This is a genomic window from Streptomyces sp. HNM0575 (genome assembly GCF_012726265.1).
Taxonomy (GTDB): Bacteria; Actinomycetota; Actinomycetes; order Streptomycetales; family Streptomycetaceae; genus Streptomyces.
In genome coordinates, this window is sequence record NZ_JAASAG010000011.1 from 267,383 (window position 1) to 285,329 (window position 17,947).

Sequence of the window (17,947 nt, forward strand, 5' to 3'; positions counted from 1 at the left end):
ATTACCGTTAAGTAACGACGATTCTAGGGCCCGCTGCACGGCCCGGGATACGTGAGTTTCGCGACAGGCGGCCCCCGATATGCTGCGCGGGCAGCGTTCCCCGGAGCGTGCGGAACGTCGTCCGAGTCGTCCTACAGGAGCAAGCCAACCATGACCGACAGGGCTCCGCTCAAGATCACAGTGATCGGCACCGGCTACCTCGGCGCCACGCACGCCGCCGCCATGGCCGAGCTCGGCTTCGAGGTGCTGGGGCTGGACATCTCGCCCGAGAAGATCGCGACGCTGGAGCGCGGCGAGACCCCGATGTACGAGCCGGGTCTCGAGGAGCTGCTGCGCAGGCACGTGGCCGGGTTCCCGGACTCCAGCGGGCGGCTCCGCTTCACCACGTCCTACGAGGAGGTGGCGGAGTTCGGCGACGTCCACTTCATCTGCGTCAACACCCCGCAGAGGCACGGCGAGTACGCGTGCGACATGAGCTACGTCGAAGCGGCCTTCGACTCGCTGGCGCCCCATCTCGTCCGTCCCGCCCTGGTGGTCGGCAAGTCCACGGTGCCGGTCGGCAGCGCCGCGGGCCTCGCGGAGCGGCTGGCCGAGCTGGCCCCCGCCGGCCGGGACGCGGAGCTCGCCTGGAACCCGGAGTTCCTGCGCGAGGGCTTCGCCGTCAAGGACACCCTGCACCCGGACCGCATCGTCGTCGGCGTACGCAGCGAGCACGCCGAGAAGCTGCTGCGCGAGGTCTACGCGGCACCTCTCGCCGAGGGTTCGCCCTTCGTCGTCACCGACTTCCCGACGGCGGAGCTGGTGAAGACCTCCGCCAACTCCTTCCTCGCCACGAAGATCTCCTTCATCAACGCCATGGCCGAGGTCTGCGAGGCCGCCGACGGCGACGTGGCCAAGCTCGCCGAGGCCATCGGCTACGACGACCGCATCGGCAAGAAGTTCCTGCGCGCCGGAATCGGCTTCGGCGGCGGCTGCCTGCCCAAGGACATCCGCGCCTTCATGGCCCGCGCCGGTGAGTTGGGCGCCTCCGAGGCGCTCACGTTCCTGCGCGAGGTCGACTCCATCAACATGCGGCGGCGTGCCCAGATGGTCGAGCTTGCCCGCGAGGCGGTCGGCGGCACCCTGCTGGGCACCCGCATCGGCGTGCTCGGCGCCACCTTCAAGCCGGACTCCGACGACGTACGGGACTCGCCGGCGCTGAACGTCGCGGGCCAGCTCCACCTCCAGGGCGCACAGGTGACGGTCTACGACCCCAAGGGCATGGACAACGCCCGCGCGGTCTTCCCGACGCTGCGGTACGCGCCGAGCGCGCTGGAGGCGGTGCGGGGCGCGGACGCCGTACTGCATCTGACGGAGTGGCGCGAGTTCCAGCAGCTGGACCCGGCGGCGCTGGGCGAGGTCGTGGCGGTACGGCGCGTGCTGGACGGCCGCAACACCCTGGACCCGGCGCTCTGGCGCAAGGAGGACTGGACGTTCCGCGCGCTGGGCCGGCCCACGGCCTGACCCGGCAGCGCGCCCGCGCCGTAGCGCGGCGGAGGAGGCGGAGGATCGGCGCGCGGCGTGACGGCGGCCCCTTGACCGCCGCCCGGCCCCGCCCGACCACCGCCCCGCGCGCTGCGGCTCAGCGCTGCTTCGCCCTGTACGTGCGCATCTTCGCCCGGCTCCCGCACACCGCCATCGAGCACCAGCGCCCCCGCCCCGCCGGGCTGCGGTCGTAGAACACCCACAGGCAGTCGTGCGCCTCGCACGCCTTGAGGCGCTGCCATGCTCCGTCCGCCTCCGCCGTGGCGATGTCCGCGGCGATACGGGCGGTCAGCAGCGGCACCCCGGTGAGGCCCTCCGCGGGGTGCAGCGCTGCCCGGCCCGCGCCGTCCACGGCCACGACGAGCGGCGCCTCACCGAGCAGGCGCGCGAGCGTCCGCGACGCTCCGGGGTCCATGTCCGTGCCCGTGTGCGCGAGGCACGCCGCTCGCAGCGCCTCGCGCAGCTCGTGCACTTCGCCGAGCAGCGCCGACCGCCGGGCCGCCGTACGCCTCCCGCCGAGCCCTTCGATGCCGTGACGCCGTGCGAAGCGGGCGAGGCCGCCCGGCGCGGCGAGTTCGTCCTCGCCCGTCTCCACGTCGAGGGTGTTCGTGAACTCCCGTACCAGTATGAGTGCTTCCGGGGGAGATCGGTCCGTCACCCTTGTCAGGTTACCGATGAAGGGCCATCATCTGGTAACCGACAGCGTTACCGGTTAGAGCATTCAAGGGGTAACAATGGCCATCGCCACCATGAACACCGTCGTACTCGACTGTCCCGACACCCACCGCCTGGCCGAGTTCTACGCACAGGTCCTCGACTGGACCGTCGAGCCGGGCGGCAGGAAGGACTGGGTGGACGTCACCGGGCCCGGCGGGCAGCGGCTCTCGTTCCAGGAGTCGCCCGGATTCGTTCCGCCGCAGTGGCCCAGCCTGGAGCACGCCCAGCAGCTGCACGTGGATCTGGACGTGCCGAAGGAGCGCCTGGACGCGGCGGAGAAAGAGGTGCTCGAACTGGGTGCCCGGCTGGTCCAGGGCGACGACGGAGGCAAGCGCGGCTTCCGCGTCTATCTGGACCCTGCCGGGCACCCGTTCTGTCTGTGCGCCTGTGACTGACGCCGCGCGCGGCTGACCGCGCGACTGACGGCGCCTGTGGCCGCCTCCGCGGCACGGGTGCAGAGGCCCGTGCCGCCGCCGTCTCAGCGGGTGGAGGTGACGGTGACCTGCTCGTCGTTCTTCAGCTGCTGCGTGAGCTGCTGGACCTTCGCCTTGTCCCACTGGAGGGACCCGGCGGGCGCGGGCCCGGAGATCGGCATGTTCATCCGCTTGCCCTGGCCGCTGTTGACGTCCTTCATCGCGAAGAACATCGAACCCAGGCTCCACAGGCTCATGTCCTTGTCCACGACGAGCGTGTCCAGACCGGCGCCCATGGTCGGGTAGAGCCGGAACGGGTTGAGGACCGTCGAGGGCGTCGCCGTCTGGTTGGCCAGCGCCGCGAGGAACTTCTGCTGGTTCTTCGTACGGCCCAGGTCGCTGTCCCCGGTCCCCGCGTGACGGTTGCGCACGAAGGAGAGGGCCTGCTTGCCGTCGAGCGTCTGCTTGCCCTTCTTGAAGTCCGCGCCGGAGTTCTTGTCCTTGATGTCCTGCGGGATGTTCATCTCGACGCCGCCGACCGAGTCCACGATCTGGGCGAAGCCGCCGAAGCCGATCTCCGCGTAGTGGTCGATCTTCAGCCCGGTGTTGTGCTCGACCGTACGGACCAGGAGCGTGGCGCCGTCCTGCGCGTAGGCGGCGTTGAGCTTGGTCTGCTGGGTGCGGTCGAAGTGCTTGCCGGACTCGGAGCCGGTGAACGGCGGGATCGTGACCCACGAGTCACGCGGCAGCGAGACCAGCGTCGGGCCGCCGCTGCCGACGTGCAGGATCATCATCGAGTCGGTCCGCTTGCCCTCGGCCGAGCCCGTGTGCAGGTCCTTCTTCTGCTGCGCGGTCATGCCCTCGCGGCTGTCGGATCCGACGATCAGGTAGTTGGTGCCCTGGCCGGCCTCCGGGCGCTTCTCGACGATGCTGAGGTCGACCTCGCGTCGCAGCTTGGAGTCCGCCCAGAAGTACGTGCCGATCCCCCAGGCCAGCACGATGACGACGAGGGATATCACCACCGTCTTGAAGCGCGGGCCGCGCCGCCTGCGGGGCACGTCGTCGTACGGGCCGTAGTCGTCGTAGCCGCGGTCGCCACTGCCGCCGTAGACCTGCCCGGTGTTGTAACCCGAGTCGTAGTCCGCCGACGGGCCGTCGTAGTAGCCGGGCTGACCGCCGTAGCCCGGTTCATAGCCGCCCCTCGACTGCGGCGGCACGCCTCTGTGGGCTCGCGGGCTGCCGTACCTGTCGTGTGAGTCGTTCCATCCACCGGGCCAGTCATTCATGGAGGGCAGTCTGCCTTGACCGGCCCTGAGGAACACAGCCCGGGGGCGAGATCGGACAGATGCTGTAGCTGTTCTGATGCAAAGCCACTGTTCGCCCGCTGTACGGCCACCGCCCGGTCACAGCGGGTTCACGCCCTAGGGTGGGGTCATGGCCGACCAGGTTCCCGCGGCGGACGCGGACGTCAAGGGCAAGCCCACCGCCGCCTCCCGCACGACGCTCTCGCACATCATGTCGGGCAACGAGACGAACCTGCTCGGCACCGTGCACGGCGGCGTGATCATGAAACTCGTGGACGACGCGGCGGGCGCGGTCGCCGGACGGCACTCCGGCGGGCCCGCGGTGACGGCGTCCATGGACGAGATGGTCTTCCTGGAGCCGGTGCGCGTCGGCGACCTCGTCCACGTCAAGGCGCAGGTGAACTGGACGGGCCGCTCCTCGATGGAGATCGGCGTGCGGGTACTGGCGGAACGCTGGAACGAGGCCGTCCCGGCGACCCACGTCGGCTCCGCCTACCTGGTCTTCGCCGCCGTCGACGCCGACGGCAGGCCCCGCCCCGTACCGCCCGTACTGCCGCAGACGGAACCGGACAAGCGGCGCAACCAGGAGGCGCAGATCCGCCGCACGCACCGGCTGGCCAGCCGCCGGGCCATCAAGGAGCTGCGGGCCCTCAGGCGGCGCGAGCAGTCCGCACCGGAGAACGGCGCCTGACGGCGGAGCCGGGGGGTGGCGAGCGGCCGGCGGTGGCAGCGGCCGGAACGGCAGAGCCCCGGAGCGCTCGGAGCGATCGGAGTGACCGGAGCGGGTGCGGTGCCGCCCGTCAAGCGCAGGAGGCCTGCTCGCCGCCCTTGACGGCGCCGCTGTCGGGCTTGCCGCTGCCCGGCCGCCCGGAGGACGGTGCCCCGGTCGACGGCGAACTGACGCGCACCTTCCGCACGCTGTGGCTCTCCCGTCCTACCGTGACCCTCATCACCGGACCCCTGTCCGGCTCCTTCACCAGCCGGGCGCCCGGCAGGGCCTTGGCGAGCGCCTGTGCCGAGCGGGACCAGCGGGGGTCGTAGGCGATCGTCGTACGGGAGGCGTCGTCGTGGTCCGCCGCACCCGGGGAGCCGGTCGTGGCGAAGCCCGTGCCCCGCAGCCGCCGCTCGACGTCGCGCGCCAGGCCCTCGCGCCGGGTGCCGTTGTCCACCTGAACCTGGACGGCGCCGGGCGGGACGTCCACGGTCGCGGGAGCGGGGTCGCGTGCCGTCTTGCCGCCGCCGGAGCCCCCGGCGCGCTCGGTGTCGTGGTGCTCCGGCTCCGTGAGCGGCTTGTCGTCGCGCAGCTTCGCGAAGAGCCGCCGGGCCTTGCGCTCGTCCCACTTGACCGTGGAGCCCAGCTTCCGCACCCGGTGGTCGGCGTCCGCGACGGGCACGGAGACGAACTCCGAGGAGTCGGAGTCGAAGCGCCGCAGCGCGCGCCCCAGTTCGAGCATCTGGTCGCTGCCGAGCCCGGAGTCGGCGCGTACGGAGTCGAGGACCGTGGAGGCGACCTTCCTCAGCTTCACCGGGTTCATCAGCACGCCGCTGTCGGTGGCCTTCTCGATGACGGCGGCGAGGAAGTGCTGTTGCCGCTCCATCCTGCTCAGATCGGAGCCGTCGCCGAGGTGCCTTGCCCGTACGTACTGGAGCGCGCGGCCGCCGTCGAGCGTGCTGGTGCCAGCGGGCAGATTCAGCCCGGAGTAGTTGTCGTGGAGCGCCTGCTCGGTGCAGACGGGCACGCCGCCCAGCACGTCGACGGTGCGCATGAAGCTGGTGAAGTCGACCTCCAGGTAGTGGTCGATGTGGATGCCGCTCATCGCCTCGACGGTGCGCACGGTCAGATGCGCACCGCCGTGCGCATAGGCCGAGTTGAGCTTCGCGGCCTCGGCGGGGTGCCGTCTGCCGCTGGGGTCGGTGTGCGCGGGGAGCTTCGTGTACGAGTCGCGGGGGAGGCTGACGATGCTGGCGCGGTCGTGGTCGGCGGAGAGGTGCACGAGCATCAGCGTGTCCGTGCAGTCGCACGCCGAGCCGCCGAGCCGGTATCTCTGCCGGTCCTCGTGCGAGAGCTTGTCGCGCCGGTCGGTGCCCACGACAAGGAAGTTGACGCCGCCGGTGTCCCGTGGCCGGTCGGTGAGCCCCTGGAACGGATCGACCCTGTTCACATCGGCGTTGAGTCCGTTCACCATGACGTGGCCGACGCCGCTCGCCCCCAGAACCAGCACGGAGAGAGCAGTCGTCAGGCGCAGTCCCCAACGGGCCTTCCGGCCGTTTTTGTGTGCTTCCGCGCGCATTGCCATACCGTAGGGCGATACGATCTGCGCTACTTGAACACACGCCGTCGTGCGATCCCGACGGCACCCGGCTGGCGTGCGGGGGCCTTCCGGCGCCGCGGTAACGTGAACACGTGACTGATTGGACTTCCCCGGGCGCGGAGCTGCCCCCGGTCTCGGTGATCATGCCGGTGCTCAACGAGGAACGGCATCTGCGCAGCTCCGTGAAGCACATCCTCCAGCAGGAATACGACGGTGAGCTGGAGGTCGTCATCGCACTCGGACCCTCCGGGGACCGTACGGACGAGATCGCGGCGGAGCTGGTCGCCGAGGATCCCCGCGTGCACACGGTCCCCAATCCGAGCGGACGCACGCCCGCGGCGCTGAACGCCGCCATCAAGGCCTCCCGGCATCCCGTGGTGGTGCGCGTGGACGGGCACGGCATGCTCTCGCCCGGGTACATCGCCACGGCGGTACGGCTGTTGTCCGAGACCGGTGCCGCCAACGTCGGCGGCATCATGCACGCCGAGGGCGAGAAGGACTGGGAGCGGGCCGTCGCGGCCGCGATGACGTCGAAGATCGGCGTCGGCAACGCCGCCTTCCACACGGGCGGTACGGCGGGGGAGGCCGAGACCGTCTATCTCGGGGTGTTCCGGCGCGATGTGCTGGAGCAACAGGGCGGCTACAACGAGGAGTTCATCCGCGCCCAGGACTGGGAGCTGAACTTCCGCATCCGCGGGGCGGGCGGACTGGTCTGGTTCTCGCCCGAGCTGAAGGTCGAATACCGTCCGCGGCCGAGCGTCGGCGCGCTGGCCAAGCAGTACCGCAACTACGGGCGTTGGCGTCATGTCGTGGCGCGCTACCACGCCGGGTCGATCAACCTCCGCTATCTCGCGCCGCCGACCGCCCTGTGCGCGATCGCGCTGGGGACGGCGCTCGGCCTGGCCGGGTTCCCCCTGGGGTTCGTCGTGCCGGGCGGCTATCTGGCGGCCGTCGTCCTCGGGTCGCTGCCCGCGGGGAAGGGGCTGCCGGTGAAGAGCCGGGCGTGGATACCCGTGGCTCTGGCGACGATGCACATGTCGTGGGGCTGGGGCTTCCTGACGAGCCCGCGGAAGCTGGCGCGCAAGGTGATCGCGTCCCGCAGGGCGCCGGTCCCCGCGACGAACTGATCCGCGCATCGACGGCACGGCGGACACATGGAAGGGGCAGCCGCTTCGGCGGCTGCCCCTCTCTCATGTCGCGGCTCTCATGTCGCGGCTCTCATGCTCGCGGTGCCGATGCCTCGTACGCCCCCCCGTGACCCGGTGCCCGGTGCCGTCCGCGAGGTCGCCGGGGTCACCACACGTACGAAGGATTGACCTCCATGCACGCCTTGTCGTCGTCGCCGCGCAGGGCGTCGGCGCTGTCGGGCGCCTTGTTCTCCTGCTCGCCGCCGGAGCGGCCCGCGCCCTTCGGGTAGGAGGTGCCCTCGCGCCAGTCGCCGCCGACCACCAGCGTCACCCCCTGCACCCCGCTGGAGTGCTTGACGGCGTTCTCGGGCAGTCCGATCGCCCTCGCTACGGCCAGTGCGTTGCCGCGCTGGTCCCGGCGCTGGTAGCTGATCGTCGTGTCCGCCTGCGACTTGGGGGTCTGGTCGGCGGTGGTCTGTGCGAAGCCCTTGCGTCCGAGCTGCTCGGAGACGACGCCGGCCCGCCCGCTCACCGGCGGCTGTAGCGCGCTTCCTGTGCCGTTCATCACCCGTACGGGGATCTCCGACCTCGGCTGGGTCGGCTCGGTCGGCTCCGGCTTCTTGGCGTGCGCCTTCTTCTTGTCCTTGCCGTCCAGGGCGACGTCGTTGCGGATGAGCGAGAAGGTGTGGTCGGCGTCGCCGTTCTTCGGTACGACATAGCCGCCCGGCGCGTACTGCCAGGGCATCGTGACCATGGTGATGCGCTTTGTCGGCACCCGCTTCAGGTCGTTGCCGAGGTCGTAGAGCTTCTTCACGCTGCCGAGGCCCTCGTCCACGGTGAGCGCTTTGGTGGCCGCCTCGGCCAGGCCGCGCATCTTGCCGGGGTCGGTGAGCTTCGTGCCGGCCTTCAGCTGGCGGACCATCGAGTTCATGTACAGGTGCTGGGCGCGGGCCCTGCCGATGTCGCTGCCGTCGCCGAAGCCGTGGCGCGTGCGCAGCCAGTGGAGGGCCTGCTCGCCGCGTACGACGGAGTTGCCCTTCTTCAGCCGGAGCTTGGACTGCGGGTCGTAGACGTTGTTGTTCACGCAGACCGGGACTCCGCCGACAGCGTCCGCCATCGAGACCACACCGGAGAAGTCGATCATCATGAAGTGGTCGACGGGGATGCCGGTCAGCTCCTCCCAGGTGGCGACCGTGCAGCCCGGACCGCCGTGCTGGAGGCTCGTGTTGATCTTGTCGGTCGTCTCGTCGTAGACCTTCTTGTCGTCGGGATCCGTGCACTTGGGGATCGTGGCCTTGGTGTCACGGGGTACGGAGATCACCGACATGTTGCTGCGGTCGGCCGAGACGTGGAGCAGCATCTGCACGTCTGCGAGCGGAGGACGGCCGCTGTCGCCCTTCGCGCCGCCGAGTTCGACGTTCGACTTGGACTGCCGGGAGTCCGATCCCAGCAGCAGGATGTTCATCGGGGTCTGGCCGGCGGCGTTCGGATTGCTCTTGTCGAGCTTGCTGTCGCCGAGGTTGAGGATGTCCTTGCTGAGGTTGCCGTTGAGGTGCTCTATGTAGAAGTAGCCCGCGCCGGCGGTGGCGAGTATGAGCAGCGACAGGCAGACGGTGAACCAGCGCAGGACGCGTCTCTTCTTGCGGGGAGGGCCGCCGCCCTCGCCCCCGCCTCCGCCGAAGTCGTCCGTACCCATACCGCCGCCGCCGTTCTGTGAGTACCGCTGTCGCTGTCGCGGTACGCGGCCTGCCTCGTACTGCGAGTCCCACCCGCGGTCGCGCACAGGCGCTCCGCCCTGCATCCCCCGGGCACCTCCGGTGCCGTTCCGCTGCCGCACGGGACCTCCCCGTCTCCGTCCCCACGCGGTGTGAGCGGTCGGGCCCTTCGTGCGCCTGGTCGGCGGCGCCGAAGGGCGCTTACGTCACTTCGCGCAGACCTTCTTGTCGTTCGCCTTGACGTTCTGGACACCGTCAGGCGCCTTCTCGGGTGCGGAGACCGGCTCTCCCGCCTTGGTGAAGTCCTTGCCCAGGGTGAGTTCCATGGCCTTGCCGACGCTTTCGCTCTGCTTCATCGCAGACTTCGGCAGGCCCATCATCTCGGCGAGCGTGGCCGCCTGCCCGGCCTGGCTGGAGGAGAACTCCAGCCTGGTCTTGGACAGCTGGGCCTGAGCGTTGCCGGCATTGGTCGACAGCCGGACGCCCTGCTGGTTCTGAAGCCAGTCCACCGTTTCCTGGGCCGCGCCCACGGGTCCGCCGCCGTTGCGTACGTCGACGCGCACCTGGGACGCGGGTGCCTTCTTCGCCTTGGCCGGCTCCTTCCCCTTGGAGCCCTTCTTCGTCTGGGAAAGCGACTTGTCCGCCTGCACCATCTTGAAGAGAGGGTTCGCCTTCGCTTCATTCATTACGACGGTCGCCGGGTCTTCAGGGTTGTCCACGACCGGGACTGTGGCGAAGGTGATGTTCTTGATGTTCACCCGCTGAAGGTCCTTCGCGAGGTCGGTCAGCTTCCCCACGGTGCCGATGCCGGTGTCGACGGTCAGCGCCTTGGTCATGGCGTTGGCCAGGTCGAACAGCTTCGACGGGCTGCTGAGCGTGCCCCCGGACTTCATCTTGCGGATCATCGAGCTGAGGAACTGCTGCTGGAGCTTGATGCGGTCCAGGTCGCTTCCGAATCCGACCGAGTGCCGGGTGCGTACGAAGGCCAGGGCCTGCTCGCCCTTGACGACGTGCTTGCCCGCGTTGAGGTCGAGGTGGGACTTGGGGTCCTTGATGGGCTTCGCCGTGCACACCTGCACGCCGCCGACCGCGGTGGAGAGCGACTTGACGGCGTTGAAGTCGGCCATCATGAAGTGGTTGATCTTGACGCCGGTCATCTTCTCGACCGTCCGCCAGGTGCAGCCCGGGTCGCGGCCGGACTGGCCGAGGCTGGTGTTGAACCGTACGTGCTGCTGCCCTGGGACGGTCTGCGTCGAGCCGTCCTTCTGCTTCGTGGGGCAGTTCGGAATGTCAGTGATCATGTCGCGCGGAATGGACAGCGCAGTGGCGTTGCTGCGGTCCTTCGAGACATGGAAGAGGAACGTGGTGTCGGCGTGGCCGACGCTCGCGTTGTCGCCGTAGCCGGAGTTGCCCTTGCCCTTACGGGAGTCGGTGCCGAGCACGAGTATGTTCACCGGGCCGTCGGTCACGGCTGCGTTGCTCTTGCCGACGTCGACCTTGCTGATGTTCCCGTTGAAGTGGTCGTACAGGAAGTAGCCCGCCGTGCCGCCGGCGACCAGTATCAGCCCCAGCGTCCCCGCGCTCCAGCGCAGTACCTTCTGCTTCCTCGACGGGCCCGGCCTGCGCTTGCGGCGGCCGTGGCCGGCGGGCGGAGGCGGCGGCTGGCCGCGGCCGCCGCGGCGGCGCTGCGAGGGAAGCCTGGGTTCGCTCTGCTGGGCGGAGGAGGATCTCCGCTGGCGCGACGCGTCGGGACGGTTGCGGGCCGACGGATTCCGGGAATCGCCGGCGCCAGCATTCAGCCGCAGCTTGTAGCTGCCGGTGTTCGGGTCGAACACCCACTGATCCGCGGGATCGACGTCTCCCGCATGCCCACGGCCTTGCGCGTTCACGATTGCGTAAGTCCTCCATATGCCGGCTGGCGTCGCCCTGTCGGGGCGGACCGGAGCGGCCACACTATCCGGCAGGTTCGGCGCCGAGCGACGCCGGTGGCAAATTCCACAAGCTCGAAAGTGGTCAATTCGCCCCAATCCCAATGTGGTCGGCGGTGGAGATGTCATGTACGGCAGACATCGCGCGCCGCGGTCGTTCCGCGATACACCGGCGCCGGGTCCCCCGGCCGTTCGCCGCCGTCGGGTGCCGGGCTTTCCCCGCCCGCTGGCACCGAGGGTCTGACGGCACCGGCCCCGGCTTGGTTCCTGTCCTTGTGATCAGGGCTTCCGGAGGCGCGCGGGGTACTTCCGCCGCTCTCCGCCGTGGTGCCGCCGTCCCCGTCGCGGCCGTCCGCCCCGGCGTTCTCGCCGGGCCGTCCGCCGATCCTCACGGGGCGGTCCGCCCGCAATTGCGCGAAGAGCCGGCCGGCTTCCGGCTGGGTCAGTTCGTCGCGATTGCGGTCCAGCCTGTACGACTGCCTCGGAACGGTGAGGAATCGCACGCGGTCCTCGGGGATGTTCCGTACGCCGCGCGCGAGTTCGTACAGCTCGCCGAGGGAATCGAGCCCCGCGTCGGCGGTGAGTGCGGACGTCGCGGAATGCAGCACGGGATAAAGCTTCGCCGGATTGAGCAGCACACCGTTGCTCCGTACTTTCTTCACGAGCGAGCCGAGGAACTCCTGCTGGCGGCTCATCCGGTCGGTGTCGCTGCCGTTGCCGAGCCCGTGCCGCGCCCGCACATAGCCGAGGGCGTCCTCGCCGCCCAGGGTCTGCCGCCCCGCGGGCAGTTCGAGCTTGGCGTCCCGGTCGTGGACCGCGCCCGGAAGGCAGACCTCGACGCCGCCCACCGTGTCGACCAGCGACTTGAAGCCGGTGAAGTCGACGACGAGGTGGTGGTCGACGCGCAGGCCCGTGAGCGTCTCGACGGTACGGATGGTGCAGGCCGCGCCGCCGCTCTGGAACGCGCTGTTGAACTGCCCGAAGCGGGGCTCGCCGCGGCCTCCGTCCGGGTCCGTGCACGCGGGGATGCCGACCATCAGATCGCGGGGGATCGAGACGCCGGTCGCGCTGCGGCGGTCGGCGGCGATGTGCAGGAGGATCGCGGTGTCGGAGCGCTGGCCGCCCTCGTCGTGTCCGTAGGCGCTGTTGCCGCCGCGGCGGCTGTCGGAGCCGAGCAGGAGGATGTTCTCGGCTTCGCCGGTGGCGCGGTGCGGGCGCTCGTTCTCGTAGTCCTTGAGGTCGCGGGCGGTGGCGTCGTCCGTACGGATGTTGCCGTCGAGCCTGTTGTAGAGGGTCCAGCCGATGCCGGCCGCGGCGAGCACCAGCAGCGAGGCGGTGAGCGCGAGCAGTCGCAGCCAGCGTCTGCGGCGCCGGGGCGGGGGCGGGGGTGGCGTAGGTGCCGGGAGCTCCGGCGGCCGACGGCCGAGGGCGGAAGGGGAGGCGGAGGCGGAGGCGGAGGTGCGTGGGCGCGGAGGTTCCGTGGCGGCTGTGCGGTGGTGGGCGCGTGGATCGGCCGGGGCGGCCAGTGTGGCCGGTGCGGATGTCCGTGCCCGGCCGTGCCGTGTCCCTGCCGGTCTGTCCTCGTCGGTCCCGGAGTCGGTCACGTCTGCGTCATCCCTCGTGGTCTCGGCGGCGCATGGGGACGCGTACAGGCGTGTGGGCGCCGGTCACTGAGCAGACGCCCGATACCCGTACAAGGTTGTACGCAGCGCTGATCGCTGCTGATCACAACTGATTGACGTCGATCATCGCCGACCGTCCTGAGCCGGGCCGGGAGGAGAAGCGGGTCGGGAGCGCCGCTCAGTCGATGGTGTGGGTGACGCGCTCGTCCTCGGCGCGTTTGCCCAGGCCGGCGCTGTCGAGCCGCTCGGGATTACGGCACAGCACGACCGATCCGCCGACCGCCAACGGGGCCAGCAGCCCGGCGCTGAGTCCGTCCCAGCTGTCGTACGGGCGCAGCGAGAGCACCCGCGAACCCGCCTTCAGGCCGAGCGACTCCGCGTCCGCGAGCGCGCGCTCGACGGCCTCGCCGCCCGTGAGGGTCTCGCCGCCGGGCGGCCGGAGGAATTCGTCGCCGGGTCCGACCGGTGCGTACGGCATGAACCGGTCGCCCTGGCCCGGCACTTCGGCCGCGTAGTCCATGAACCCCTCGGGCTGCTCACGGAAGCGCGCACCGAGCGGAAGGAGGCTCAGGGCGACGCGCTCGCCGCCGCACGCGCGGGCCGCTTCGAGGGTGTCCGGTCCGGCGACGACGAGCGAGGCGCCGGCCGGGTCGCCCGCCATGTCGGCGACGACGCCGGCGGAGGAGCAGGCCAGCAGCCAGACGGCCGTCTGCCAGTGGGCGGGCAGCAGCAGGGCGAGCCGGTCGCCCGGCTCGGTGGCCAGCTCGTCCTGGAGCAGATTCGCCGTCTTCGCCGTCCAGTTGGCGAAGGTGGCGACGGAGAGCTCGACGCGCTCGCCGGTGGCGTCGTCGTAGAAGGTCACCAGCGGGCGCCCGGGGTCCTGGTCGAGGGCGGAACTCAGCAGGCCGGCGGGAGTGCGCGGTGAAGTGCTCACGCGGGCAACCCTACGCGGGCGCGTGGGCCGGGCGGCACCCGAGGGTGCGGTCGTACGAAGCGCGGCCCCTGCCCGTCACGGCCCGTTCGGGAGCGTCCGTCACGGCCCGTCCGGCAGACCCGTGACCGCTGACGGAGCGTGACAGGGGCATCGGATGGAGCATCAGCTTCGCTCCAATTTGCCCGAATAGACAGACAAGTGAGCCTATGTGCACGATCGCGTCATGCGAGCACTACTAGTCACCTCGATCGGTGCCGCGTGTGCAGGAGCTCTGCTGTTGCCGCTCGCGCCCACCGAGTCCGCCGAATCCATGCTGCACGGCAAGCGCTCGTCGTCCGGCGAGGACGCCGCACCTCCCGCCGCCCTGCGCGGTCCCGGCGGCGCGGAGCGCGGAAGCCGGATCTCCGCCGCGGACAGCGGCGGCCCGAAGATCCCGGGCAGCACCCGGTCGCTCCCGCTGCGCTCCGGCGACGGCACCCGCGCCGGCGACAAGCTGCTCTCCGCCTGGGAGGACGACCCGTCGGGCGGAAGGCGCGTGACGTCCCGCAAGGTGAAGCCCTTCTCACTGGTGGGCGTCGTCTGGGACGACTCCTCCGCCGTACCGCCGGGACGTCTCCAGGTGCAGACGCGCGGGTCCGGCACCGCGAAGTGGTCCGCGTGGCGGACGCTCGACACCCACGGCGACGGCACCCAGGAACCCGCGGAGCACGACCGCTCGGGCAAGAAGGCAGTCGGCGCCACCGCGCCCCTGTGGACCGGCGACTCCACGGCGGTGCGCGTACGGATCGTGCCGGACCCCGCGCGCGGGACGAAGGCCGGCGGGGGCTCCTCCGACCGGAAGGCGGCGGAGACCCGGCTGCCCGAGGGCGCCCGCCTCGAACTCGTCGACCCGGGGAAGTCCGCGGGATCCGGGTCCTCGGAGTCGGGGTCCGCGGGGGCCGGTTCCGGGTCGCGGTCGGGTTCCGGCTCGCGGGCCGGGGACGGGCCAAGCGACGACGATCCCGCGAAGCGCCCCGGCGGAGTCCTCCCCGAGCTCAGCAGGGCCGATACGCGCAGTACGTACGGGGACGAGGCCGCCGACGCCACCCCCTCGGAAACGGACCGCGCAAAGGACACCCGGATCGGCCCGCGCCCGGCGATCGTCACCCGCAAGGGCTGGGGCGCGGACGAGACGCTGCGCGAGCGGGAGTTCAGCTACAGCAAGACCGTGAAGGCGGCGTTCGTGCACCACTCGGCCGAGACGAACGACTACAGCTGCGCCGACGTGCCGGGGATCATCCGGGCCGTCTACCGCTACCACGTCCAGAGCAGCCACTGGCGCGACATCGGCTACAACTTCCTCGTCGACAAGTGCGGAAAGATCTACGAGGGCCGCGCGGGCGGGATGGCCAAACCCGTGATGGGCGCCCACACCCTCGGCTTCAACGCGGACACCACCGGGATCGCCGTGCTCGGCACGTACTCGAAGACCGCGCCGTCGAAGGCCGCCAAGGAGGCGCTGTCCAAGCTGACGGCGTGGAAGCTCGGCGTGCACGGAGTCGACGCGTCGGCCAGGGTGACCCTGACCTCGGGCGGCGGCAGCAAGTACGAGAAGGGCAAGAAGGTGGCGTTCAACGCCGTCTCGGGACACCGGGACGGCTTCACGACGGAGTGCCCCGGCGAAAGCCTCTACCGCGAACTCCCCGCCGTCCGCACCGAGGCGGCGCGGCTTCAGGGCAGGCGCTGATACGGGAGTTGATACGAGAGCTGGTACGGGAACTGGTACGGGAGCGGCCGGGGCGCGGACGGAGCGCCCGCACGGGCCCGGCCGCCCGCCGTACCGGCCCGTGCGCCTGCGCGGCCCCGCCCCTGCCGCGTCCTGCATAAACTGGCCGCCGACCACCCCGGCTCAGGCCGCCTCCTCCACCAGTCAGGAAGCGAAGAACACCGGTGACAGAAGCGATCCTCCTGGTCGGGGGCAAGGGCACCCGGCTGCGCCCGCTGACCGTGCACACACCGAAGCCGATGGTGCCGGCGGCCGGGGTCCCCTTCCTCGCCCACCAGCTGGCGAGAGCGCGGGCGGCCGGTGTGGATCACGTGGTGATGGCGACCTCCTATCTCGCGGAGGTCTTCGAGCCGTACTTCGGCGACGGCTCCCAGCTGGGACTGCACCTGGAGTACGTCACCGAGGAGGAGCCGCTCGGCACGGGCGGAGCCATCCGCAACGTCGCGCCGAGGCTGCGCGCCGCGCCCTCCGAGCCGGTCCTGATCTTCAACGGCGACATCCTCACCGGCCTCGACATCGGCGCGCTCGTCGCCACCCACACCCGCACCGGCGCCGACGTCTCCCTCCACCTCACCCGCGTCGACGACCCGCGCGCGTACGGGCTGGTGCCCACCGACGCGGACGGGCGCGTCACCGCCTTCCTGGAGAAGCCGCAGACGCCCGAGGAGATCGTCACCGACCAGATCAACGCGGGCGCGTACGTCTTCGACCGCTCCGTCATCGACACCATCCCGGACGGGCGCCCCGTATCCGTGGAGCGCGAGACCTTCCCCGGTCTCCTCTCCGACGGCGCGCACCTTCAGGGCATGGTCGACTCCACCTACTGGCTGGACCTGGGCACGCCGCAGGCGTTCGTACGCGGCTCCGCCGACCTCGTGCTCGGCCGTGCCCCCTCGCCGGCGTTGCCCGGCCGCTGCGGCGAACACCTCGTGCTGGAGACCGCGAGCGTCGCGCCCGACGCCAAGCTGACCGGCGGCACCGTCGTGGGCGCGGGGGCGACGGTCGGCGCCGGAGCGCGCGTCGATGGATCGACCGTGCTGGACGGCGCGGTCGTCGAAGCGGGCGCCGACGTACGTGACTCGCTGATCGGCACCGGCGCCCGCATCGGCTCGGGTGCCGTGCTCGACGGCGCGGTCGTGGGCGACGGCGCCGTCGTCGGCGAGGACAACGAGCTGCGCGAAGGGGTCCGCGTGTGGTGCGACGCGCACATCCCGGCGGGCGCTGTGCGCTTCTCGTCCGACAGGTGACACGGCAGGTGACCCGACGGGTGACACCGCCGGGGACCGATCCGCACCCCGATCCGTGACCCGCTCCGCGCCGCGATCCGCGCTGAGATCTACGCCCCGGCCGGGGATCCGGCCGGGGATCCCAGTCGCCCGGCGCGCGGCCCGGCCGTGAACTGCCCGCGCGGCGGCGGGCGTTGGCGCCCCACGGCGACCGCCCGCCGTCCCGTCGCCGGTCACCGTTCCGTCCCGCTCTGCCCCGGCCGGGCCCCCGCCCGCGCACCGCACATACGCTGTCGGGCGTGTCTGCCACCCGTACCGCCACCCGTACCTGGACCGCGCCCGCCTCGTACGACCTCGGCGGCAATCTGCGCGTGCTGGGGCGCGGTCCGTACGACCCCTGCTACCGCAGCGAAGGCGGCGCGGTGTGGCGCGGGACCCGCACACCGGCGGGCCCCGCGACGCTGCGTGTGACCGCCGACGCCGCGTGCGGCGCCGTACGGGCCGAGGCCTGGGGACCCGGCGGCGACTGGTGCCTGGAACGATTGCCGGCGCTGCTCGGCGCGGACGACGACCCGTCAGCCTTCGTCCCGCACCATCCGTTGACGAGGGAGGCGCACCGGCGCCACCCGGGGCTGCGGCTGCCGCGCACCGGGCTCGTGATGGAGGCGCTGATCCCGTCGGTGCTCGAACAGAAGGTGACGACCCATGAGGCGTACCGCGCATGGCGTCTCCTCGTGCGCCGGTTCGGGGAGCGCGCGCCGGGCCCGCACCAGAACCTGTACGTGATGCCGGAACCGCGTGCCTGGTGCCGCATCCCCTCCTGGGAGTGGCACCGCGCCGGAGTCGACGGCAAGCGCTCGGCGGCCGTGATACGTGCGGCACAGCGCGCGCCGCGGCTGGAGGAGGCCGCTTCGATGGAGCTGGCGGAGGCGATGCGGCGGCTACAGCTCATCCCGGGCGTCGGCCCGTGGACCGCGGCCGAGACCCTTCAGCGCAGCAACGGCGATCCCGACGCGCTGACCGTCGGCGATCTGCATCTGCCGCGCATCGTGGGCTACTCACTCACCGGCGCCCGGGACACCGACGACGCGGGGATGCTGGAACTGCTCGCCCCGTACGAGGGACAGCGGCACCGCGCGGCCCGGCTGATCATGCTCGCGGGGCGGGCGCCGGCCCGGCGTCAGCCGAGGTTCCCGATCGGCGACATCGCACGGCTGTGAGACGGATCGCACGGCTGTGAGACGGGATCGCACGGCTGTGAGACGGGGCCGGGCCGGGGCCGCCGGGCGCCTTCGACTCGGGCCGACTCCTCGGTGCCTTCGCCCTGGTGACATCCCCTCGGAACCTTCGCCCCGGTGTC

14 protein-coding genes are annotated in these 17,947 nt (G+C 71.1%); 7 read left to right on the forward strand and 7 right to left on the reverse strand.

What is annotated here, in order from left to right; all coding sequences use genetic code 11:
* The first annotated feature begins 150 nt into the window (after positions 1–150).
* Entirely contained in the window at positions 151–1,503 is a 1,353-nt protein-coding gene (locus tag HCC61_RS25070) for a UDP-glucose/GDP-mannose dehydrogenase family protein (RefSeq protein ID WP_169139082.1), read from the forward strand.
* Between the two features lie 118 nt (positions 1,504–1,621).
* Here HCC61_RS25070 and HCC61_RS25075 read toward each other — a convergent pair whose 3' ends face one another.
* Positions 1,622–2,182 carry a CGNR zinc finger domain-containing protein gene (locus HCC61_RS25075; protein WP_169139084.1) on the reverse strand — a complete coding sequence of 187 codons (561 nt, stop codon included), beginning with the start codon at positions 2,180–2,182 and terminating at the stop codon, positions 1,622–1,624.
* Positions 2,183–2,258: 76 nt separating this feature from the next.
* On the opposite strand from HCC61_RS25075, the gene HCC61_RS25080 reads away from it, so the two are divergent.
* Positions 2,259–2,636 (forward strand): VOC family protein, encoded by a 378-nt coding sequence (locus HCC61_RS25080; RefSeq protein WP_169139086.1) that lies wholly within the window; start codon positions 2,259–2,261, stop codon positions 2,634–2,636.
* An 83-nt stretch (positions 2,637–2,719) separates the two neighbouring features.
* Here the strand turns inward: HCC61_RS25080 and HCC61_RS25085 are convergent, their stop codons facing one another.
* A complete protein-coding gene (locus tag HCC61_RS25085) occupies positions 2,720–3,940 on the reverse strand; it encodes an LCP family protein (protein WP_169139088.1) in 1,221 nt (406 codons plus the stop codon).
* Positions 3,941–4,088: 148 nt separating this feature from the next.
* On the opposite strand from HCC61_RS25085, the gene HCC61_RS25090 reads away from it, so the two are divergent.
* Positions 4,089–4,649: an acyl-CoA thioesterase gene (locus HCC61_RS25090; RefSeq protein WP_169139090.1), complete on the forward strand. Its 561-nt coding sequence runs from the start codon at positions 4,089–4,091 to the stop codon at positions 4,647–4,649.
* Positions 4,650–4,758: 109 nt separating this feature from the next.
* Here the strand turns inward: HCC61_RS25090 and HCC61_RS25095 are convergent, their stop codons facing one another.
* Positions 4,759–6,249 (reverse strand): LCP family protein, encoded by a 1,491-nt coding sequence (locus tag HCC61_RS25095; protein ID WP_240969263.1) that lies wholly within the window; start codon positions 6,247–6,249, stop codon positions 4,759–4,761.
* 113 nt (positions 6,250–6,362) lie between these two features.
* On the opposite strand from HCC61_RS25095, the gene HCC61_RS25100 reads away from it, so the two are divergent.
* A complete protein-coding gene (locus HCC61_RS25100; RefSeq protein WP_346777373.1) occupies positions 6,363–7,397 on the forward strand; it encodes a glycosyltransferase family 2 protein in 1,035 nt (344 codons plus the stop codon).
* A gap of 166 nt (positions 7,398–7,563) precedes the next feature.
* On the opposite strand, the gene HCC61_RS25105 is transcribed toward HCC61_RS25100, so the two are convergent.
* The 4 genes from HCC61_RS25105 to HCC61_RS25120 form a co-directional block, all read right to left on the reverse strand.
* Positions 7,564–9,093, reverse strand: a complete 1,530-nt coding sequence (locus HCC61_RS25105; protein ID WP_240969264.1) for an LCP family protein — start codon at positions 9,091–9,093, stop codon at positions 7,564–7,566.
* 225 nt (positions 9,094–9,318) lie between these two features.
* Entirely contained in the window at positions 9,319–11,001 is a 1,683-nt protein-coding gene (locus tag HCC61_RS25110) for an LCP family protein (RefSeq protein ID WP_169139094.1), read from the reverse strand.
* Between the two features lie 164 nt (positions 11,002–11,165).
* Entirely contained in the window at positions 11,166–12,644 is a 1,479-nt protein-coding gene (locus HCC61_RS25115; RefSeq protein WP_346777374.1) for an LCP family protein, read from the reverse strand.
* 196 nt (positions 12,645–12,840) lie between these two features.
* Positions 12,841–13,596, reverse strand: coding sequence for a TIGR03089 family protein (locus HCC61_RS25120; RefSeq protein WP_169139096.1), 756 nt, complete (start codon positions 13,594–13,596; stop codon positions 12,841–12,843).
* A 223-nt stretch (positions 13,597–13,819) separates the two neighbouring features.
* On the opposite strand from HCC61_RS25120, the gene HCC61_RS25125 reads away from it, so the two are divergent.
* The 3 genes from HCC61_RS25125 (at position 13,820) to HCC61_RS25135 (ending at position 17,807) form a co-directional block, all read left to right on the forward strand.
* A complete protein-coding gene (locus HCC61_RS25125; protein ID WP_169139098.1) occupies positions 13,820–15,322 on the forward strand; it encodes a peptidoglycan recognition protein in 1,503 nt (500 codons plus the stop codon).
* Positions 15,323–15,525: 203 nt separating this feature from the next.
* The gene (locus HCC61_RS25130) at positions 15,526–16,608 is read left to right on the forward strand and encodes an NDP-sugar synthase (RefSeq protein ID WP_169139100.1); all 1,083 of its coding nucleotides are present in this window, start codon (positions 15,526–15,528) and stop codon (positions 16,606–16,608) included.
* 344 nt (positions 16,609–16,952) lie between these two features.
* Positions 16,953–17,807 (forward strand): DNA-3-methyladenine glycosylase 2 family protein, encoded by an 855-nt coding sequence (locus HCC61_RS25135; protein ID WP_240969283.1) that lies wholly within the window; start codon positions 16,953–16,955, stop codon positions 17,805–17,807.
* Positions 17,808–17,947: the final 140 nt, after the last annotated feature.